Raw genomic sequence first — 20,917 nt, 5'->3', positions numbered from 1 at the left:
TGCGGCAGGAGGTGAAGGGTCAGTGCAGTGTCGTCCCACCATCGACGGCGAGCGTCGTGCCGGTGATGAAGGAGGAGGCGTCCGATGCCAGGAAGAGCACCGCGGAGTCCAGCTCCTGCTGCCGACCGAGCCGGCCGAAGAGCGTGCGGGAGGTGATCGTCTCGAGCAGCGCCCCGGGGATCTCGTCGGTCATCTCGGAGGCGAAGTAGCCCGGCGCCACCGCGTTGACCCGGATCCCCCGCCGACTGCCCCACTGCGCCGCGAGGTCGCGCGTCAGGCCGAGGACAGCGGCTTTAGACGAGGAGTACGCCGCCTGTGGCGCGAAGCCGGCGGTCAGGCCGAGGATGCTCGCGATGTTGACGATGCTCGAGCCCGGCCCCATGACCGCCGCGCACTCCTTGGCCATCCAGTACGCGCCATTGAGGTTGACGTCGACGACCCTGCGGAAGTCCTCGGGCGACTCCTTCAGCGCCGGTACCGCCGTGCCCAGGCCCGCGTTGTTGACGAGGACGTCAACCCGCCCGTGCTCGGCCATCGCGGCCTGCACCAGATCTGCGCACTGCTGCGGGTCGACCACGTCGCAGGAGACCGTCGACACGGTGCCACCGCCAGCGCGGATCTCCTCGGCGAGTGACTCCAGGCGCTCGCGTCGTCGGGCGGCGAGGACGACGGTCGCGCCCGCCGAGGCCAGCGCCCGGGCGAAGCCCGCGCCGAGCCCGGAGGAGGCACCGGTGACGATCGCGACGCGGCCGTCGAGACGGAAGCGGTCGAGGAGCGAGCCCTCGCCCCCTTCGCCCGTGCGGGGGTCGATCGGGGTGCGGTGCGGATCAGGCACGGGTCCCTCCCGGGTGGTCGTCGAGGATCGAGTGGGCGTGGTCGACGAGGTGGCGGATGCTGTCCCCGATGTCGCCGAACTCCTGGCCGGCCATGTCCCCGGCCGCGGCACGCGTGGCCACGCCCTGGGCGATGGCGGCGAACTTGAAGCACGCGAAGGCCCGGTACCACGGCAGGACGGCCGGGTCGGTCCCCGACGCCGCGCAGTAGCGCTCCACGAGGTGGGACGAAGGGGGCCACCCCGCCTCCCGGCTCAGGCTCGGGATGAGCGGCATGGCAGGACCGTCGGCGTCGCCCCAGTACATCGCGGTCTGCGCCAGGTCGGCGATCGGGTCACCGAGGGTGGACAGCTCCCAGTCGAGAACCGCCCGGATGCGCCCCGGGTCGTCCGCGTCGTAGACGCAGTTGTCCATCCGGTAGTCGCCGTGGACGATCCGCGACGGGGGCGAGGTCGGCATCGACTCCCCCAGTCGGGCGGCCAGGTCGGGTAGGCGCGGCGCCTGCACCGACTTGGTGGCCTTCTCCGACTGGCCCAGCCACCGGCGCAGCTGCCGCTCGAGGTAACCGTCGCGGCGGCCGAGGTCACCCAGGCCGACCTCGTCCGGGTCGACCGCGTGCAGCGCGACGAGCGCATCGACGAGGGCATCGGTCATCGCCTCCTTGCTCCGCTCGTCCTGCGCGTAGTCCGCCGGCAGCTCGTCGCGGACGACGTGGCCGACGACCTCCTCCATCACGTAGTACGGCACGCCCAGGTCCTCCCCGCTCGTCTCGTTGACGACGACGTGCGCGACGGGGACGCCGGACCCGGCCAGCCCGGTCTGGATCCGTGCCTCGCGGCCCATGTCGTGGGCGCTGGGCAACAGGTCCCCGGTCGGTGGGCGCCGCAGGATCAGTCGGTCACCGTCCGCGCTGGTCAGCACGAAGGTGAGGTTGGACTTCCCGCCGGCGATGAGCTCGGCGGAGAAGTCCCGCCACGCCTCGCGGCCGGTGGCCGCGACGAGCCGGGGTCCGACGACGTCGGGTCTCAGAATCTGCTCGAGTGTCGGGTCGAGGGTCGGGGTGTCGGTGCTGTGTACGAAAGGGCCTCCAGGTCTCGTCGGGCGGTCAGCGCTGACCGACCGTGTGCAGGTCGATGCCCCGCTCTCATTCATCAGGAAGGCCGGCCTACCGTGCTCGCGACGAGGGATCGTCGGGCGGAGGGGTTGGTGCGGGTGGTGGGCTCGGGGCCGGTGCGGATGTCACCGGCGGACACGTGTCTGGTGTGTGAGGTGGTCATGTCGTTGCCTTCCAGGGGATTGGGGAGCAGGAGCAGGGGCGAACGGGTCAGACCGCCTCGTCACGCAGCGCGCGGCGGCGGATCTTGCCCGTCTGGGTCTTCGGCAGGTCGCCGACGACGTGGACGTGGCGCGGTCGCTTGTAGGCGGCGAGGCGGTCGGCGACGAACTGTCGCAGCTCGTCCTCGTCCCCCTTCGCTCCCTCCTTGAGCGAGACGAAGGCGGTGACCTCCTCGCCGCGGTACTCGTCGGGCAGGCCGACCACAGCCGCCTCGAAGACGGCCGGGTGCTGGTAGAGCACGTCCTCGACCTCGCGTGGCCACACCTTGTAGCCGGAGGTGTTGATCTGGTCCTTGAGCCGGTCGACGAGGTAGACCCAGCCCTCCTCGTCGATGACCGCGCCGTCGCCGGTGTGCAGGCGCCCGCCGGGCATCGTCGCCTCGGTCGCCGCCGGGTTCCGCCAGTAGCCGCGCACCACCTGGGGACCGGTGAGGACGAGCTCGCCCTGCTCCCCCGGTGCGACCGAACGGTCGTCCGGACCGACCACCGCGGCGCCCACACCGGGAAGGGGCTTGCCGATCGACAGCGTGCCGCTGGCCCCGTCGACGGGTGCCCGACTGCCGGGTGGGACCGCGATGACACCGGAGGTGGTCTCGGTCATGCCGTAGCCGTTGTGGATGTAGTGGCCGAAGCGCTCCTCGAAGCGCTCGACCGTCGATGGCGGGATCGGTGCGCCACCGCTGTAGAGCGTCTTCACCGAGGCGAAGTGCTCGGCGCTCGCGTGCTCGAGGCGCATCAGCGCGTTGAACGCCGTGATCGACCCGATGGTGAAGGTGACGCCGTGCTCGTGGAAGGCGTCGAGCACGACCTCGGCATGGAACCGTCCGGTGAAGACGAGGGTCGTCCCGTGGACCAGGCCGAGCACCGCGTTGATGACCGCGCCGGTGATGTGGAAGAGGGGGGCGATGGCCAGGACGACGTCGCCGTCCTCCACCCCGACGAACTCGGCGAAGGTCGTCGCAACGGTGACGACGTTCGCGTGGGAGTTCATCGCCCCCTTCGGCGGGCCGGTCGTCCCCGAGGTGTAGGTCAGCAGGGCGAGGTCCTCGGGTCCGGTCCCGACCGGCTCGGGCTGCCGGCCGGCGTGGCGCCGCATGAGGTCCACGAGGTCGCCGTCGGCGGAAGCCTCGACCCTTGCCTGCTCCGGGAACATACGCGGGTCATCGCGTCCCTGCAGGTCGCGCTCGTCGGTGCTGAGCACCCACCGGACCGCGGTGCGCTGCACGCTCTCGCGCACGGCCGCCACGTCCCGGTCGGTCGTGATGATGCCGATCGCACCCGAGTCGGCGACCGGCTGCTCGAGCTCGCCGCCGAGGTACATCGGGTTGAGCACGACGGCGGTGGCGCCGAGCTTCCACAGGGCGAGCAGGCTGATCGCGTACTGGGGGACGTTCTGCAGGTGGATCCCGACGCGATCCTTCGCGCCGACGCCGCGCTCGGCGAGGGCGACCGCGAGCGAGCCCGCGAGGTCGTCGACCTCGGCCACGGTGTAGGTGGCGTCGAACCACGCGATCGCGGGCGCGTCCGGTCCGGCAGCGACCCGTCGGTGCCAGGCCTCGGTCACCGTCCCCGGTCGCGCCGGCCGCTCGTGCGGTCCGTCCGCGTCGAGCTCGTGCACTGTCACGTCATCCATGCCTGGTCACCCACTTCCTTGTGGACCGAGCGATCGCTCGGTCGGCCCTTGTACTGTGGGTGAGGAGACCTTCGGATGTCAAGGGTGCGAACCGCACTAGGGTCGAGGAGCCCGACAGGTGAGACGACAGGAGCCACGCATGACCACGGACTGGCGCACGTTCGGCCCGGACATGCTCACGCCCCCGCTGCAGGCCGCGCTCCGCGTCTTCGTCCGGGAGGGGTACCACGGCACCTCGATCCGCTCGATCGCCGAAGCGGCCGGCCTCTCCGTCCCGGGCCTCTACCACCACCACCGCTCGAAGCAGGCGATCCTCGACGCGATCGTCACGGCGACGATGACCGAGATGCTCGCCCACAGCCACGCCGCCGAGGAGGACTCCGACGGCACCCCGCGCGGGCGCTTCGACAACCTCGTCGAGGCACTGGCCCGCTTCCACATGGAGCGCCGCGACCACGCCTTCCTGGCCTCGACCGAGATGCGCAGCATGGAGCCCGAGGTGCGCGCCCGTCACATCGCCCAGCGGGACCAGCAGCAGCGCCTGCTCGCGGACGCGATCGCCGACGGTGTCGCGGACGGCAGCTTCGTCAGCGCCTACCCGGCCGACGCGGCGCGCGCGATCTCCTCGCTGTCGGTCTCGATCGCCACGTGGTACCAGCCCGACGGGCCCCTGACCGAGGACGAGGTCGTGGAGCGGCACCTGGACTTCGCGCGCCGGATCGTCGGGGCGAAGGGAGAGTGACCGGTTGTGCCGGGACGGCCCACCACCGCCCCGGCACAGCGGAACCCTACTTCGCGAGGAAGCCGGCGAAGACCTCGTACATGAAGTCCGTGCCCTGCTTGAGCGCCTCGACGAAGATGCGCTCGTTGTTGCCGTGCATCCCGATCAGCTGCTCGTTGCTGAGCACGTACGGGTACACGCCGTAGCCGGGCACTCCCTCCGCACGCCAGGGCCCAAGGCTCGTGCCGGCCTCGAAGAGCGCCGGGGCGAAGGGGGTCCCCTCGTAGACCTTCTCCGCGGCCCCGGTCAGGGAGCGGTAGAGATCGGTGTCGAGGTCGGCGGGCGGGGTCGCCCACGTCTCGTCGAGCCCGGCGAGCGCCTCCTCCTCGCTCTCGCCGTCGTACGTCACCAGGGCGACCTCGACCTCTCGGTCGGCCAGCAGCTCACGCACCTTCGCGAGGAACTCCCGCGGCTTCTCGCCACCGGGGATCCCACGGCAGTTCACGCGCACCTCCGCCGACGACGGGATGACGTTCTCCTTGTACCCCGCCTCCTCGATGACGAAGGCGTGCGTGGTGCGCAGCAGCGCACGGTGCAGGTAGGGGTAGTCCGACCGGGAGACGACGAGCTTCGCCGCCCGCTCCCGCGCCGGCTGGCTCCTGGCATTGAGCATCAGCCGGATCGCCTTGGCGAAGCGCTCGTCGTCGGTCGCCTCCATCACCGCGGTGAAGTACTCGCGGGTGACCTCGGTCAGGTGCACCGGCGCCTCCCACTCCCCCAGCTCGCTCACCGCCCGGGAGAGCGTGACGATCGCCGTCTCGTCGGGGATCGGCTTCGAGGAGTGGGTGGCGACCCCCTTCGCCGTGATGTCGAGGTTGAAGTAGACGTTGTCCTGGCGGGTGGCCGTGATGAGCATCGGCGTCGTCCGGTCGCTCTGCGCGAGGAACCACCCGCCCTCTGTCAGGACCGACCCGGCGGCGATCTTGTCCCAGTGGTTCTCGGCCAGCCAGCGCGAGCCGTAGGAGCCGGCCTCCTCGTCGCAATCGGTGAGCACGATGATGTCCCGGTCGAACTGCGAGCCCTCGTCGATGTGGCGCAGCATGGCGCTGATGAAGGCGGAGTTGGCGCCCTTCATGTCGAGGGCACCGCGGCCGTAGATCTCGCCGTCGACGACCTTCCCGGCGAAGGGGTCGACGTCCCAGTTCTCCTCCTCCACCGGGACGACGTCCGAGTGACCCAGCAGGAGCAGCGGCTCCGCGTCTCCCGTGCCGGGGATGCGGGCGATCACGTGGACGTTGTCGGCCTGCGGCGTCTCGATGATCTCGACGGGTACACCGGCGTTCTCCCAGACGCCCTTGAGCCACTCGCCGTGCGGACGGGTGGTGCCACCCTGGCCGTAGTTCTGGGTGTCGTAGGACAGCATGCGCTTGAGCAGGTCGACGGGGTCCTTGTCGGCCGCCGGGATCGCCGCCCCGGTCAGGCTCGTCGCGGACTGTGACGGTCGCGCGTAGGCGGTGGCGCCCCCGGCTGCCGTCAGGCCGAGTGCGGCGGCCCCGATGCCGCCGAGAACGGTCCGTCGTGGCAGTGCGGCCTCGTGGGAAGGGTGCTCGAGCTGGTGATCCATGTCGACTCCTTTGTCGTGTGGGTCCTCAGCACGCTGGCCCCACGACCCCTGTCGCACAACGGTCCCCACCCCGGAGATTCGGTGAGCGGTCGCTTGCTGAGACCGACGGACGGGGCCTTTCCGATGCACTTGCCAGTCCGTGAAGCGGTACGGGTGAGTAGGTGACGAAGCCCTGAAACCAGCGACGGCAGCGGGGCCGCAGGTAACCATCCGATGACACCCGGCGGTTCACGGCCGCGAAATGCCGCATGACCCGCGCAGGGAGTGAAACGGTGACGTGTATGGCACTGACTGTCGCCCTTGCGGCGGCCGGGATGGTCGCCGGGGCCCTGCTCCCCTTCGCCATGGCGTGGGTGGAGAAGACCCTGATGACCGACCCGGCCCATGACCACCGTCGCGCGCGCTGACGCCGCGGCACCCGCCCCGCCGGCACCGTCGGCGGGGCATCCGCGCGGCACAGCCCCACCCCGGGCGCCACCGCGCTGCGTAGACTCCCCAGACCATGAGCACCCTGCAGACGCTCGACCGCGGGCTCGAGGCGATCGACATCGTCTCCCGGCGCACGGGCGGCATCTCCCCCGCCGCCCTCGCCGACGAGCTCGGTGTGCACCGCGCGGGCGCCTACCGGATCCTCGCCACCCTCGAGCAGCGTCACCTCGTGGCCAAGGGCCACGACGGCCTCTACCGCCTCGGCAGCGGCGCGCTCGTCGTCGCCGGGCGCTTCATGAGCCAGTACCGCACTGCCGCGCAGCCGGTCGTCCAAGAGCTCGCCGACGCGACCGGATGCACCGCGTTCGTGTCCATCGCGGACCGTGACGAGTCGGTCGCCATCGCCGTCGCCGAGCCGGCCGCCCGTGGTGACATCGGCGTGCGCTACACGATGGGCGCACGGCATCCCCTCGAGCACGGCGCCGATGGGTTGGCGATCCTCGCCCAGCGCCCCGAGCGCGACTCCGACATCGCCGCCGTCACCCGCGCCCGCACCCTCGGCTACGCCTTGACCGAGGGTGAGATCCAGTCCGGCACCGTCGGCTTGGCCGTCGCCACCGGGGGTGCCTTCACGAGCGACGCCGAGGCATCCATCGGCATCATCCGCCTGGGCCGACCGGGCGACCTCGACGTCGACGCCCTCCTGCCGCTCGTGCAGGCCGCCCGCGACTCGCTCACCCGCCAGTACTGACTCACCGATAGGAATCACCATGGCTGCACCCGTCGGGATCATCATCAGGATCGCGCGTCGAATCGCCCGTCTCGTCATGCGGCAGCGGCGCCGGGGCGGCTCGCGGGTCTGACCACACGGTCGCGGGCCACCGGACACGTTGACCACGCCGTTCCGGCATCGATAGGCTGTGCGATGAGCGCACGCATTTACACGCTCACCGCACAACGACGTGAAGGAACCCCATGGCCCACTACCGCCAGGTCGGACCGGTGCCCCAGCAGCGGCACACCCTCTTCAAGGACGGGGACGGCAACATCCTGTCCGAGGAGCTCATGGGCGAGGAGGGCTTCTCCTCCGACAGCTCGCTGCTCTACCACCGCCACATCCCCTCGGGCATCGTCGGCGCCCGTGAGTGGACGCTGCCCGACCAGTCCCTGGTGGCCAACCACCCGCTCCTGCCCCGCCACCTGACGCTGCACGACCTCTTCACCGAGGAGCAGGCCGCCGGGACGGACGCCGTCACCGGCCGCCAGCTCGTCCTCGGCAATGGCGACGTGCGCATCTCCTACGCGTGGGTCGGGACCACCTCCCCGCTGTACAAGAACGCAATTGGCGACGAGTGCGTGTACGTCGAGCGCGGCTCGGCCCTCGTGGAGACGCAGTTCGGCGCGCTCGAGGTCGCCGAGGGCGACTACGTGGTCATCCCCCGCGCCACCATCCACCGCTGGGTCCTGCGCGAGGGTGAGACCGCCCGCCTCTACGCCGTCGAGGCCAACAGCCACATCGCTCCGCCGAGGCGCTACCTCTCCCGCTACGGTCAGTTCCTCGAGCACGCGCCCTACTGCGAGCGCGACCTGCACGGCCCGACCGAGCCGCTGCTGCGCGAGGAGAGCGACGTCGACGTCTACATCAAGCACCGCGGGCGGGGCGAAGGGGGTCTGGCCGGCACCGTGCACACCGTCCCGACCCACCCCTTCGACGTCGTCGGCTGGGACGGGTACCTCTACCCGTACACCTTCAACATCCGCGACTTCATGCCGATCACGGGCAAGGTTCACCAGCCGCCGCCGGTCCACCAGGTCTTCGAGGGCAACAACTTCGTCATCTGCAACTTCGTGCCGCGCAAAGTCGACTACCACGAGCTGGCCGTGCCCGTGCCGTACTACCACTCCAACGTCGACTCGGACGAGATCATGTTCTACGTCGACGGCGACTACGAGGCGCGCAAGGGCTCGGGCATCGGCAAGGGCTCGATCTCGATCCACCCGGGTGGGCACAACCACGGCCCGCAGCCGGGCGCGGTCGAGGCGTCGATGGGGGTGGAGTACTTCGACGAGACCGCCGTCATGGTCGACACCTTCCGCCCGCTCGACCTCGGCCCCGCGGCCCGCGCCACCGACGACGGCAAGTACGCCTCGTCGTGGACCGGCGGGCGCTGGCTCGGCGAGCGGAAAGACGTATGAGCGCCACGTCGCAACAGACAGTCCCCGAGCAGTTCCTCGGCTTCTTCGACGACGCGGCGACCTTCCCGCCCGGGCTCGCCCCGGTCGAGCAGGCGGTGACCGACCACGTGGCGCGACGCTCCTCCCCCTTCGTCCCGGCGGTGGGGCCGGCCGTGCTCGCCCTGGCCGACCTGCGGCGGGCCCGGGAGGTCGCCGACGCCCTCGACCTGAGCGGCCGGCCGGTCGAGGTCTCCGTCGTCACCCCGGCCGGCGCGCTCGCGGAGGCGCTCGAGGCGGTCGAGGACGTGCGGCCGCAGCTGGAGGTGGTCGCGATCGAGCTGAAGACCGACCCGCGGGACCGCGCGGTCATGGCCGAGCAGATCGCCGACGCCGCTGCGGTGCAGGGGATCCCGGTCTTCGTCGAGCTGACCGCGGCCCAGGTGGCCGACGACGCGCTCGAGCTCCTCGTCGACACCGGGCTGGCGCTGAAGTACCGCACCGGTGGGATCGAGGCGCATCTCTTCCCCACCCCGCAGGAGCTCGGTGACGTGCTCGCGAGGGCGGTCGCCGCCGGGCTGCCCTTCAAGCTGACCGCCGGTCTGCACGAGGCGGTGCGCTACACCAACGACGCGACCGGCTTCCACCACCACGGCTTCCTCAACATCGCGCTCGCCACCCAGGCGGCGCGGGACGGGGAGCCGGCCGAGAGCATCGCCGCGTGGCTCGCCCAGACCGACCCCGACCTGCTCGGCACGGTCGCGGCTGCCTCGGACGGCGCGTGGCGCGAGTCCTTCCGGTCCTTCGGCACGTGCAGCGTCAGCGAGCCCGCCGACAGCCTGCGCCGACTCGACCTCTTCCCGACCCTGACCACGACCCAGGAGCATCCATGACCAGCGCCGCCGAGCGATTCGCGACCACGGGCTTCGGCCCGCACAACCTGCCCTACGCCTCCTTCTCCGTCGCCGGGGGTGAACGGCGACTGGGTGTGCGCCTCGGGGACCGGGTCATCGGCATCGCCGCCCTGGCCGACGCCACGACCACCCCGGCGCTGGAACCCACCGCCCGTGGCGCGGTCGGCACAGCCAACCTCGACGCGCTCCTCGCTGCCGGGCACACGGTCTGGCGGCCGCTGCGCGCCTGGCTGCAGGAGGTCGTCACGACCGACGGCCTCGACGGCGCGGTGGAGGACGCCTCGACCCCGGTCGCCGAGGTGTCCCTGCACATGCCCTTCACCGTGGCCGACTACGTCGACTACTACGCCTCGGAGCACCACGCCTCCAACATCGGGCGGATGTTCCGCCCCGACCAGGACCCGCTCCTGCCGAACTGGAAGCACCTGCCCGTCGGCTACCACGGCCGCGCCGGCACCGTCGTCCCCTCCGGCACCGCGTTCCCGCGCCCCAAGGGCCTGCGGCCGGAGGAAGGGGGGACCCCCAGCTTCGGTCCGTCGCGCCGGCTGGACATCGAGGCCGAGCTCGGCTTCGTCCTCGGTGGGTCCGTGCCCGAGGGCGAGGTGTCGGTCGATCGCGCCGGGGCGGAGCACGTCTTCGGTGTGGTGCTCTTCAACGACTGGTCCGCCCGGGACATCCAGGGGTACGAGTACGTGCCGCTCGGCCCGTACCTGGGCAAGTCCTTCGCCTCGTCGATCTCGCTGTGGGTCGTGCCCTTCGACGCGCTGGCCGATGCCCGCGTCGCGCCGCCGGCACGGGAGCACCAGCTCGCCGAGTACCTGGACGACTCGGGCAGCGAGCCGTGGGGTCTGGACATCACGATGGAGGTCGACGTCGACGGAGAGGTCGTCTCGCACCCGCCGGTGAAGACGCTCTACTGGACCGCGCCGCAGATGGTCGCGCACATGACGGTCAACGGCGCGAGCCTGCGCCCGGGTGATTTCTTCGGATCCGGCACCGTCTCCGGCGCCGAGGTCGACGAGCGCGGGTCGCTGATGGAGCTGTCCTGGGGCGGCAAGGAGCCGCTGCGGCTCGCCGACGGCCGCGAGCAGGCCTTCCTCACCGACGGGCAGACGATCACCCTGCGGGGCACGGCGCCCGGTCCCGACGGGTCGGTCATCGACTTCGGTGAGTGCGTGGGGACGATCCTGCCCGCGACCTGAGGATTCGCAACTGCCTAGGCTCTTGCGGGTCCTCTCCCGCAACTGCTCAGGCTCTTGCGAGTTCTCTTCTGCAACTGCCTGGGCTCTTGCACCCTGCTCACCAGCGCCCGACGCCCCCTCGCACCCGCAACGACAGCCACGTGGTGAGGACGACCGTGAGGACCCCCACGGCGCACGCGACGAGGAGGGCGCGCACGAAGCCGGCCTCACCCCCTTCGCCACCGAAGGTCAGGGCGGTCACGGCCAGGGCGGAGCCGACCGAGAAGCCGAGGTAGCGCACGACCATCGTGAAGGCGATCGCACTGCCGGTCTCCGACCGCGGCACCGACCCGACCAGCAGTCCCGGGATACCGGCGAAGCCCAGGCCGCTGCCCAGGCCCGCGATGGCCATGGCGAGCAGCAGCTGCCAGACGGTGTCGTGAGCGACGACCAGCAGGACGAAGGCCGAGAGGTAGGTCGCCGATCCCAGCGGGAGCAGCGTCGTGGCCTCGACCCGCGTCATGAGGCGCTGGCTCAGGCGACTGCCGACGACACTGGCGAGGGCGTAGGGCACGAGCAGCAGGCCGGCGACGGTCGCTCCGTACCCCATCCCCCACGTCGGGTCCTGCACGACGATGACGACGAGCGGGAAGAGCAGGTAGACGCCCACGCCCATCAGCATCGAGGTGGCGTGCGTCAGCAGCGGGACCGGCCGCGCGGCCAGGGTGACGTCGACCAGGGGGTGGGCCACGCGTCGGCTCCACCACACCCAGGCGGCGCAGGCGACGATGCCGACGGTGGCCAGGAGCGCGACGCGGCCGATCGGGAGCACGGACACCTCGGCCAGCGCGATGAGGATCGTCGTCGTCCCCCCGGCGAGGAGCACGGTGCCCCACCAGTCGACCCGGGTGCCCTCGGTGTCCGGGCTCGGCGGGAGCGTCAGCAGCGCCAGCACCAAGGTGGCCGCGCAGAGTGCGGTGGCGACGCCGAAGGCGACGCGGATCCCCCACAGGTCGGCCATGACGGCCGCGACCGGGTAGCCCAGGCCCGCGGCCGCGACGGTGGTGACCGACAGGATCGCGATGGCGCCCGCGCGCCGTTGCCTCGGGATGGCCTCGCGCGCGATCGCGATGGCCACGGGGGTGAGGCCGTAGCCCAGACCCTGCAGCGTGCGGCCGGCGAGGAAGGCACCGAATCCGAGCGGGAGTGCGCACAGCAGGCCACCCAGCGTCGCCCCACCGAGACCGAGGACCACGGCACGCATGCGGGCCCGCCCGCCGGACAACCGCCCGATGACCGGGGTCGCGACGGCACCGGCGAGCATCGTCAGGGTCAACGACCACTGGGCCGCGCCGAGTGGGACGCCGAAGTCGCGGGCGATGCCGGGCACGAGCGGGGCACCGAGGCTGCCGGCGACGGCGGTGATGGTCGTGAGCAGGACCAGGGTGGTGAAGAGCAGCCCCGGGCTGCTCACGCCACGAAGTCGGGCCATCCGGCGTCGAGGTAGTCGATGAAGTCCTCCCCCACGCGCTGGGCGCGCAGGTGCTCCCGGGTCACCGGCAGCTGCGCCATCGCGAAGTCGGCGTCGACCGCCCGGCGCGGGAAGTCGTGGTGCACGATCGCCGCGCGCCCCAGGTCGACGAAGTCGGCGCCGTGCTCCATGCACCAGCGCGCCTGCTCGCTCGTACGGATCTTGCCCGCCACCCCGAGCCTCGTGGCGCCGCGCGGCAACCGGGTGAACCGGTCGATGAGGAGGGAGCCCCCTTCGTCGACCGTCGCGAAGGCGTCCCACAGCGACATGTCGACGTAGTCGACGAGGCCAGAGTCGAGGACCCACCGGGCGACGGTGACGCCCTCGTCGAGGACGACACCGTTGCCCCGCGGGGTGAGCCGCACCCCGACCTGGAAGTCGTCGTGGGTGCCTCCGCGCACGCCGCGCAGCACGTCGAGGAGCACCCGCGAGCGGTCCTCGAGCGAGCCGCCGTAGCCATCGGTGCGGTCGTTGTGGCGACCGTCGAGGAACTGCGTGAGGAGGTAGCCGTGCGCGCCGTGCACCTCGACCCCGTCGAAGCCCGCCCGCTCGGCACGCCGGGCGGCGACGACGAAGTCCTCGACCACCTGCTCCACCTCCGCCGTGGTCAGCGCCCGGGTGTTCTTCTCCGCGTCGTCCCACGGGGCGACATTCGCTCCGCCGTGCACGTCCGGGTCGGCCCGCCGGCCGGCGTGGTGCAGCTGCACCGAGGACACGCTCCCGGTCGCGCGGATGCCATCGGCCAGACGGGTCAGTCCCGGCAGGTGCCGATCATCGCTGATGCCCAGCTGCCCGGCCCAGGCCTGTCCCGCGGGCGACACATAGGTCGCGCAGGTCATCGTCAGGCCGAAGCCGCCCTCGGCACGGGCCACCAGCCACTGGTACTCGTCCTCGGAGAGGGTGCCGTCGGCGTGGCTCTGGGTGTTGGTCAGCGGCGCTAGCGCGAAGCGGTTGGCCCAGGACGGCCCGTGGACCAGGTCGAGGTCGTCGTGCAGGTCAGGGATGGAGGTCATGGGCCCCATCCTCGCAAGCGGAGGAAATAGTTTCACCATCAACCATGTTGTCGCGATTGTGCATGCCTTCGGATTCCTCAGCTTCGGTCACTACGGCCACGGGACCGGGCTCGGTGACCCGGACGCCCGCCAGGCCCTCCACGACGCCGTCGAGATCGGTGTCGGCGCCGACCAGCTCGGGGTGAACGGCGCGTACTTCCGGGTCCACCACTTCGCCCGGCAGGCCGCCTCCCCGATGCCGCTGCTGTCGGCGATCGCCGCCCGCACCCGGGGCATCGAGGTCGGCACCGGCGTGATCGACATGCGCTACGAGAACCCGCTGCACCTCGCCGAGGAGGCCGCCGCACTCGACCTCATCGCCGACGGCCGCGTCGCGCTCGGCGTCTCCCGGGGGTCACCCGAGCCCGCGAAGCGCGGCTGGGAGGCCTTCGGATACACCGGCTCGAGCGATCCGCGCGGCGCCGACATCGCCTACGGGCACTTCGACGGCTTCCTGTCCGCTGTCCGTGGCGAGCAGGTCGTCGACGCCGACCCGCAGATGGGCCCGGCCGGGCGGCTGCGCGTCGAGCCGCACTCCCCCGGCCTCGACCGGCGCATCTGGTGGGGCGCCGGCAGCCGCGAGACCGCCGAGTGGACCGCCCGCCAGGGCGTGAACCTCATGAGCTCGACCCTGCTCACCGAGGCCACGGGCGCCTCCTTCGGCGACCTGCAGCGCGAGCAGATCGACCGCTACCGCGCGGCGTGGCGCGAGGCCGGGCACGACTGGGCCCCGAGGGTGTCGGTCTCCCGCAGCATCTTCCCGCTCGTCAGCGACATCGACCGGCAGCTCTTCGGGCTGCGCGGCCAGGCCTCGAGCGACCAGGTCGGGATCATCGACAACCTGCGCTCGACCTTCGGCCGCACCTACGCCGAAGAGCCGGACGTCCTGGTCGAGCAGCTGCGGGCCGACCCGGCGATCGCCGCCGCGGACACCGTCATGCTCGCCATCCCCAGCCAGCTCGGCGTCGACTACAACCTGCACGTGCTGCGGGCCTTCGCCGAGCACGTCGCCCCGTCCCTCGGCTGGCGTCCCAACACCGACGGCCCGGTCCGCGGTCTGCCGGCCTGACGGCGTCGGGGCCCGCACCTCAGGTTTCGCGGCCCGTCGCTCGCACCTCAACCATCGCCCACCCCCCACAGGAAGGCTCCACCCATGTCCACGATCGTCATCCTCGGCGGCACCGGCTACGCCGGAGGCCACATCGCCCGCGAGGCCGTCTCCCGCGGCCACCGGGTCATCTCCTACAGCCGCTCCGAGCCGAGCGAGCGCGCCGAGGGCGTGGAGTACCGCACCGGGTCGCTGACCGACGACACCGTCGTCGCGCAGGCCGCGGCGGACGCCGATGACCTCGTCGTCGCCACCCACGGCCGGGACGTCGGCGGGTCCCCGCTCGTCGACCACGTCGACCGCCTGGTGCAGGCGTCGATCGAGCACGGCGCGCGGCTGTCCTTCGTCGGTGGCGCCGGCACCCTCCACGTGGCGAAGGGGGGTCCCCGCCTCGTCGACACCCCGGACTTCCACGAGGACTGGAAGCCGGAGGCACTCGCGCACGCGAAGGTCCTCGACGCGATCCGTCAGGCCCCGGCGGAGCTGGACTGGTTCTACGTCTCCCCCGCCGCGCTCTTCGGTTCCTTCGCCCCCGGCGAGACCACCGGTGGCTACCGTCTCGGCCTCGACGAGCTGGTCGTCAAGGACGACGGCTCGTCCGAGATCTCCGGCACCGACTACGCGACGGCCTATCTCGACGAGATCGAGCGCGGGGACCACCCCCGGCAGCGGTTCACCGTCGGGCACTGAGCAAACCCCACCCGGACGAGGGGAGGGGCCCGTCCCGGTTCGTCCCGGACGGGCCCCTCACTTCTCTCCCCCCGGAGATCTGAACTGACCTGACAGTAGGCTCGCGCGGCCCCCCGCCACCTCAGTGGTCGACTACTGGTTCCGCCTCCTCCACGGCGTCACCGTTGCCGTCGAACTTGCCCTGCGCCACCAGCAGCAACGCGGCGACCGACTCCACGGGCACCCCCAGCGCCGTGGCGATGACGACGTCCTCGTACCCGGCGCGGCGCAGACGGAGGGCGACACCGTGGGCCGGCGACATCGCGTCGACCCGTCTCTCCCACTCGCTGCTGGTCATGGGCCCACCCCAGCACGACGGGGCCGTGGCCACCTCAGTGGTCCACTACTGGAGGCCGGGTCACGGTGGGCCCGCGGACGGGGGCAGGTACTTCTCCAGGTCGGAGCGTGTGGTGATGCCCAGCTTGGCGAAGACCTGGTACAGGTGCGACTCGACCGTGCGCACGGAGACCACGAGCCGCTGTGCGATGTCGGCATTGCTCATCCCGGCCGCGGCCAGCGCCGCCACCTCGTGCTCGCGACGGCTCAGTCCGATGACCGGTTCCTGCGGGGCCAGGGTCTGGGCGGCCCCGCCGTCGATCTGCCGGGCGAGGATCTGCGCCCGGCCGGTCATGCGCCGCGCACCGTCGGCCGACCCGACGGCCCGGTGGGCGTGCGCGGACTGCCCTGCGGCCTCGACCGCCAACGGGATCAGCCCGCGCTCGGCGAAGCGCTCGGCGACCTCCTCCAGGGCGCGCCGGTCATCTGCACGCATCGCGTCCGCGTGGTCCGCGAGCAGGGTCGGGTACGCGCACTCGGCGCGATCGGCGATCCGGCGAAGGGAGGTGGTCACCTCCGCGCCCCGCTCGCCCAACCGGCAGGCCAGGTGGAGCAGACCGGCACGGGCCAGCTCCAACTGCGGGTACTGCTCCGCCCCCGCGAGGGCGATCGCCGCCGCGGCCGTGCGATCACCCTCGGCGACCTTCAGCCACACCTCCGCCATGACGACGTCGGCGGCCTGCCACGCGGGTGCGGTGCCCCGTCGTGCCGCCGCCGCCTCCTCCCACCGCCGCCGCGCCCTGTCGACCCGGTGGCTGACCGCGGCCGTCTGGCTGAGCAGGGTCAGCGACCAGGCGAGCGACTCCCCCAGGTCGACCTTGCGGAAGTCCTCGACAGCGTCCAGGAGCACGGCGCGCGCCTGCGCGAGCCGCCCGACGTGCAGGAGGGCCCGGCCCAGCCCCAGGCACGCCAGCCCTCGGTTGATCACGTCCGGGCTGTCGGACATCGCCGCGTGCACCCGGGTGAGCGCCGGGAGCACGTCGGTCATGCGACCGTCCAGCATGCCGCTGAAGACGGCCTGGAGGTCCGCCTCGGCGGCCGCCCCGGAGGCCCGGGCGGTCGCACCGACGGGGAACTGCCGCAGGCGGTCCCACACCCCCTCCGCCTGCCGGTGCAGCCCCAGCTCACCCAGCGCCTCACCGGCGATCTCCAGGGCCATCATCCGGTGCAGCGGGGAGATGTCCGAGCGGTCGAGCAGTGGCTCGACGATGTCCAGCGCCTCCCGTGGTCGGCCCCGGCCCAGGACGATGCTCGCTCGGTAGGGCGCCAGCCGCTCCGCGCGGCTCGGGGTGCTGTCGCCGCCCTCCGGGGCGCGGGCCCCGCCGCCGACGCGGTCCAGGAGGGCCTCGACCTCCTCGCCGTGACCCAGGCCGTAGTACTTCGCCCGGAAGCGCACCTCGACGTAGTCGTCCACCAGCTGCGGGTCGGCGCTCGCGAGCACGGCGTCCTCGACCTCGGTCAGCAGGGGAAGTGCCTCCTCGGCGCGGTTGCAGCCCACCAGTGCCCGACCGAGCTCGATTACGACCGGTGCGCGTCCGGCGGGATCCGCGTCGCCGGCCTCCAGCGCCGCCTGCGCCAACCGTGCCGCCAGCGGGTGCGCGAAGACCTGGTTCGCCCGGACCGCCGCGTCCAGCAACGTCTCCCGGCTCTGCGTGCGACCGGCGTCCAGGCGCCAGGTCACGATGCGCACCCGGGAGGCCTCCGCCTCGCGGGGGTCGGCCGCGTCGAAGGCCTCCGCCAGGGCGCCCACCATCCGCCGTCGCCCGATCGAGCCGATCCGGGCCACGAGCACCTCGCCGTAGAGCGGGTGCCCCAGACGCAGGACCCCGCGCGCGTCGGAGTCGTCCACGTGCACGAGGCCGAGCTCCTCCAGCCCGGAGAGCACCTCCGTGGAGGCGAGGGCCTCGGCCACGCTCAGCGGCAGGGGCTCCCCGATGGCGACCGCGGCCAGGGCGTGGCGCTGGGCCGGGTCCAGGGCCTCGAGGCGAGCCCACACCGCATCCACCAGGCGGGGAGCGAGCACGACCTCCTCGTCCCACATCCACACCCCGTCCCGGACCTTCAGTGACCCGCGCTCGGCGGCGGCCATGACCAGCTCGCGGGCGTAGAGCACGTTGCCGCCGCTGACCGCGGTCAGCCGAGCGACGGTCCGGTCGCTGACCGGTCCGCCCAGCGCCCGGCGGATGAGGCCGCCCATCTCCGTCGTCGAGAGGGGCTGCAGGTCCACCCGCAGCGCCAAGTCCTCCTTCCACAGTGCGGTGACCGGGTCCGGGACGCTCTCGCCGCGCCGCACGGTGACCACCGGTATCGCCACGCCGTCGAGGCTCAGCTGCAGCAGCAGGGCCGCGCTGGCCTGGTCGAGGTGGTGCGCGTCGTCGACCAGCACCACCGTCCGTCGCCCCTCGGACCGCAGCTGCGCGGAGAACGAACCGTGCCACGCGGCCGGGTCCGGTTGGTCGGCCGCGCCCTCGGGCAGCAGGTGCAGGACAGCGCCGTAGGGCGTGCGGGAGGCCGCTCGCGTGGCGATGACCGAGGAGGTCACCAGTCCCCTGGACTCCGCCCACCAACGCACCTCGCGCAGCAACCGGGTCTTCCCGACACCGGCGGGCGCCACCACGACCGCGCCCCGGGGACCGGTCGGATGGCCGTTGGTCGGGCCCAGCAGCGCGGTGACGAGGTGCAGCTCGGCGTCGCGGCTCGTGAAGGGCCACTCGCCACGCAGGGTGTGCGCGAGTTCGGACCCTGCCTCCTGCTGCGTCATCGCACCACTTCCCCGACCACTTGGCACCACCACCTTACTGTTGCGCGGCATCTGGCCGTACGGTCAGGACCTGCCCATCGCCCGGGACGACGGCACGACCGGACGGCTCTTCGGCGGCCGGGTCGGCAAGGACGACCCGCTCGTCGAGGGCTGCGGTGACATCGACGAGGCCGTCGTCGACCTCGTCCGGGCCAGCGCCGGCGAGGCGGAGGCGCCGAGCCACGAGCAGGTGGCTTCGAGGGTCGTCGCAGAGCTCCTCCCACCCCAGCCACCGGTGGTTGAGGTGGGAGCCTGCGCGCCTCAGCCATCGTCAGGGTCGGCGCTCGTGGGTCACGATGGGTCCATGAGCCTCACCGATGCTGCGTACCAGTCCGACCCCGGCGGTCCCCTCGACCTCGACCGTGACCTCTACGGCCGGATCGGGTCGATGACCGAGGGGCGCGAGCTCGTGGACTCCTTCGTCGTCCCGATCCGCAGCGGTCGGGCGTGGGAGGTGCCGGCCGGGCACGTCTGCCGGATCGTCACGATCGAGGGCCCACAGGTGGCCGACCTCAACCTGTGGAACCGCCACGACCCCCGCGAGCGCCTCTGGGCCGCCCGCACCCGACAGCTGCAGTCGGCACACGTGAGCACATTCGACCGGCTGTGGTCGACGCTGCCCTTCCTCCGCCCGCTCGTGACGATCACCGGCGACTCCCTCGAGGACTACGGCGTGGACGAGGAAGGGGGGCGCGTCCACGACCTGCTCGGCACCCGGTGCGACCCGTACGTCAACCAGATGCTGAATGACGCCCCCTTCGACTACCACTGCCACTCCAACCTCACCCGGGCCGTGCGACCGTGGCACCTGACCGAGTTCGACGTGCACGACGTGCTCAACGTCTTCCAGTGCACGGGGTTGAACGAGCGCGACGAGTACTTCATGAAGACCTGTCCCGCCACGAAGGGCGACTACTTCGAGTTCTTCGCCGAGATCGACCTCCTCGCCGCCCTGTCGGCGTGTCCCGGCGGTGACCTGTCGGTGCCGATGTTCGGACCCGAGGCCGGGGACACGGAGGCGGTCTGCCGGCCGCTGGGCATCGAGGTCTACTCGGTGCCGGACGAGGCCCTGGCCGGCTGGCAGCCGCCGCAGCGGGCGGCCTACGCGCAGGACCACGGACTGAGGGCACGCCCCTGGGCCTGACGCACGTGTCCGACAAGCCTCCCGCATGCGGGATACTCCCTCGGTGAGCACCAGCGAGCGGATCCACGACCGGTTGATCCGGCGCGACGTCGAGGCCGAGCAGGCACTGCCCGAGGGTGTGCGCCGGGACGTCCCCCGCAACGGCCTCCGGCTGGTCCTGGCCAACGCGCTGCAGTCCTCGGGCGACCAGACGGTCAACGCCTCGACCGTCCTGCCGTGGCTCTTCCACGCCCTCGGCGTGCCCGCGGCACTCACGGGTGTCCTCGTGCCGATCCGCGAGTCCGGGTCGATGCTCCCCCAGGCCCTGCTGACCCCGCTCGTGCTGCGGGTGCGCCACCGCAAGCACGTCTTCGTCGCCGGCGCACTGGTGCAGGCCGCATCCGTGGCCGTCATGGCGGGCACGGCTGCGCTCGGCCGCGGGCTGGCGGCCGGCGTGGTCATCATCGCCGCCCTCGCGGTCTTCGCCCTCGGTCGGTGCCTGTGCTCGATCTCCTCCAAGGACGTGCAGGGCCGCACCGTGCCGAAGGGGGAACGCGGCCAGATCAACGGCCTCGCCACGACCGCCTCGGGCCTCGTCGCGATCACTCTCGGGCTCGGGGTGCGCACGGTCGGGGGCGGCGACATCGCAGCGGCGCAGCTGGTCTGGCTGCTCGCGGCCGGCGCGGCCCTCTGGGTTCTCGTCGCGGCGGTGTACATCACCGTCCGCGAGCCCGCCGACGACACCGCGGCACCGTCGATCCGCGGCACGGACGAGGAGCCGAACTGGTTCGTCCAGACCTTCTCGATGCTGCGGCGCGACCAGGCCTTCCGCACCTTCGTCACCGTCCGCAGCTTCCTGCTCGTCTCGGCGCTGTCCCCGCCCTTCGTCGTCGTGCTCGCCGTGCGCTCGGGCACGGAGGGACTCGGCGGGCTCGGTGGCTTCATCCTCGCCTCGGGAGTCGCGGCCCTGCTCGGGGGACGGGTCTTCGGCCGGCTGGCCGACCGCTCCAGCAAGCGGTTGATGGCCGGTGGCGCCGCCTTCGCCTCGGGGGTCATCGTGCTGCTCGTGCTCGCCGTCACCGTCCTCGACGTCCCCGACGGATCCGTGCTCGCCTACGTGCTCTTCGTCGGCTGCTACTTCCTGCTCACCCTGACCCACACCGGCGTCCGCGTGGGCCGCAAGACCTACATCGTGGACCTGGCCGAGGGTGACCGACGCACCACCTACGTCGCGGTGTCGAACTCCGCGATGGGGCTGGTCCTGCTCGTCGTCGGCGCCCTCAGCTCGGCGCTGGCCACGTTCGGCGTCACCTGGGCGCTGCTCTTCCTCGCGGGCCTGGGACTCCTCGGTGTGCTCGCCTCGGCGCGCCTGCCGGAGGTCTCGCAGGGGTCGTAG

Annotated in this window: 18 protein-coding genes; 10 read left to right on the top strand and 8 right to left on the bottom strand. The window is 72.1% G+C overall.

Features of this window, described 5'->3' with window-relative positions; all coding sequences use genetic code 11:
• Positions 1-19: 19 nt before the first annotated feature.
• The 3 genes from O9K63_RS02760 to O9K63_RS02750 all read right to left on the bottom strand — a co-directional run bounded on the left by O9K63_RS02760 (position 20) and on the right by O9K63_RS02750 (position 3,801).
• Positions 20-835 (bottom strand): SDR family NAD(P)-dependent oxidoreductase, encoded by an 816-nt coding sequence (locus O9K63_RS02760; protein WP_277240326.1) that lies wholly within the window; start codon positions 833-835, stop codon positions 20-22.
• The gene (locus O9K63_RS02755; RefSeq protein ID WP_431190380.1) at positions 828-1,862 is read right to left on the bottom strand and encodes a phosphotransferase family protein; all 1,035 of its coding nucleotides are present in this window, start codon (positions 1,860-1,862) and stop codon (positions 828-830) included. The genes O9K63_RS02760 and O9K63_RS02755 overlap by 8 nt, the downstream gene beginning before the upstream one ends.
• Before the next feature lie 295 nt (positions 1,863-2,157).
• Positions 2,158-3,801, bottom strand: a complete 1,644-nt coding sequence (locus tag O9K63_RS02750) for a class I adenylate-forming enzyme family protein (RefSeq protein WP_277240323.1) — start codon at positions 3,799-3,801, stop codon at positions 2,158-2,160.
• A gap of 139 nt (positions 3,802-3,940) precedes the next feature.
• Between O9K63_RS02750 and O9K63_RS02745 the strand changes: the two genes are divergently transcribed.
• Entirely contained in the window at positions 3,941-4,543 is a 603-nt protein-coding gene (locus O9K63_RS02745; protein WP_277240321.1) for a TetR/AcrR family transcriptional regulator, read from the top strand.
• Between the two features lie 46 nt (positions 4,544-4,589).
• Here O9K63_RS02745 and O9K63_RS02740 read toward each other — a convergent pair whose 3' ends face one another.
• The gene (locus O9K63_RS02740; protein WP_277240319.1) at positions 4,590-6,146 is read right to left on the bottom strand and encodes a M20/M25/M40 family metallo-hydrolase; all 1,557 of its coding nucleotides are present in this window, start codon (positions 6,144-6,146) and stop codon (positions 4,590-4,592) included.
• Between the two features lie 281 nt (positions 6,147-6,427).
• Here O9K63_RS02740 and O9K63_RS02735 point away from each other — a divergent pair, with 281 nt between their 5' ends.
• The 5 genes from O9K63_RS02735 to fahA all read left to right on the top strand — a co-directional run bounded on the left by O9K63_RS02735 (position 6,428) and on the right by fahA (position 10,863).
• The gene (locus O9K63_RS02735) at positions 6,428-6,553 is read left to right on the top strand and encodes a hypothetical protein (RefSeq protein ID WP_277240317.1); all 126 of its coding nucleotides are present in this window, start codon (positions 6,428-6,430) and stop codon (positions 6,551-6,553) included.
• Between the two features lie 95 nt (positions 6,554-6,648).
• Complete coding sequence (locus tag O9K63_RS02730; RefSeq protein ID WP_277240316.1) at positions 6,649-7,326, top strand: IclR family transcriptional regulator; 678 nt, start codon at positions 6,649-6,651, stop codon at positions 7,324-7,326.
• A 224-nt stretch (positions 7,327-7,550) separates the two neighbouring features.
• The gene (locus O9K63_RS02725) at positions 7,551-8,771 is read left to right on the top strand and encodes a homogentisate 1,2-dioxygenase (RefSeq protein ID WP_277240314.1); all 1,221 of its coding nucleotides are present in this window, start codon (positions 7,551-7,553) and stop codon (positions 8,769-8,771) included.
• Positions 8,768-9,640 carry a hypothetical protein gene (locus O9K63_RS02720; protein WP_277240312.1) on the top strand — a complete coding sequence of 291 codons (873 nt, stop codon included), beginning with the start codon at positions 8,768-8,770 and terminating at the stop codon, positions 9,638-9,640. Before O9K63_RS02725 ends, O9K63_RS02720 begins: the two co-directional genes overlap by 4 nt.
• Positions 9,637-10,863, top strand: coding sequence for a fumarylacetoacetase (fahA, locus tag O9K63_RS02715; RefSeq protein ID WP_277240310.1), 1,227 nt, complete (start codon positions 9,637-9,639; stop codon positions 10,861-10,863). Before O9K63_RS02720 ends, fahA begins: the two co-directional genes overlap by 4 nt.
• A gap of 97 nt (positions 10,864-10,960) precedes the next feature.
• On the opposite strand, the gene O9K63_RS02710 is transcribed toward fahA, so the two are convergent.
• Positions 10,961-12,316, bottom strand: coding sequence for an MFS transporter (locus tag O9K63_RS02710; RefSeq protein ID WP_277240309.1), 1,356 nt, complete (start codon positions 12,314-12,316; stop codon positions 10,961-10,963).
• Positions 12,313-13,386 carry an NADH:flavin oxidoreductase gene (locus O9K63_RS02705; RefSeq protein ID WP_277240307.1) on the bottom strand — a complete coding sequence of 358 codons (1,074 nt, stop codon included), beginning with the start codon at positions 13,384-13,386 and terminating at the stop codon, positions 12,313-12,315. Before O9K63_RS02705 ends, O9K63_RS02710 begins: the two co-directional genes overlap by 4 nt.
• A 58-nt stretch (positions 13,387-13,444) precedes the next feature.
• On the opposite strand from O9K63_RS02705, the gene O9K63_RS02700 reads away from it, so the two are divergent.
• Positions 13,445-14,494, top strand: coding sequence for an LLM class flavin-dependent oxidoreductase (locus tag O9K63_RS02700; protein WP_277242247.1), 1,050 nt, complete (start codon positions 13,445-13,447; stop codon positions 14,492-14,494).
• A gap of 84 nt (positions 14,495-14,578) precedes the next feature.
• Complete coding sequence (locus O9K63_RS02695; protein ID WP_277240305.1) at positions 14,579-15,223, top strand: NAD(P)-dependent oxidoreductase; 645 nt, start codon at positions 14,579-14,581, stop codon at positions 15,221-15,223.
• 121 nt (positions 15,224-15,344) lie between these two features.
• On the opposite strand, the gene O9K63_RS02690 is transcribed toward O9K63_RS02695, so the two are convergent.
• Positions 15,345-15,560, bottom strand: coding sequence for a hypothetical protein (locus O9K63_RS02690; protein WP_277240303.1), 216 nt, complete (start codon positions 15,558-15,560; stop codon positions 15,345-15,347).
• 60 nt (positions 15,561-15,620) lie between these two features.
• Positions 15,621-18,359, bottom strand: a complete 2,739-nt coding sequence (locus O9K63_RS02685; RefSeq protein WP_277240301.1) for a helix-turn-helix transcriptional regulator — start codon at positions 18,357-18,359, stop codon at positions 15,621-15,623.
• Between the two features lie 40 nt (positions 18,360-18,399).
• On the opposite strand from O9K63_RS02685, the gene O9K63_RS02680 reads away from it, so the two are divergent.
• Together O9K63_RS02680 and O9K63_RS02675 are read left to right on the top strand one after the other, a co-directional pair.
• Complete coding sequence (locus tag O9K63_RS02680; protein WP_277240299.1) at positions 18,400-19,542, top strand: DUF1989 domain-containing protein; 1,143 nt, start codon at positions 18,400-18,402, stop codon at positions 19,540-19,542.
• Positions 19,543-19,585: 43 nt separating this feature from the next.
• On the top strand, positions 19,586-20,917 hold the full coding sequence (locus tag O9K63_RS02675) for an MFS transporter (protein WP_277240298.1): 1,332 nt from the start codon (positions 19,586-19,588) through the stop codon (positions 20,915-20,917).

The organism is Janibacter cremeus, assembly GCF_029395675.1.
Lineage (GTDB): Bacteria > Actinomycetota > Actinomycetes > Actinomycetales > Dermatophilaceae > Janibacter > Janibacter cremeus_A.
The sequence above is the reverse complement of the archived record's forward strand: the minus strand, read 5'-3'. Positions and strand labels throughout refer to the sequence as shown.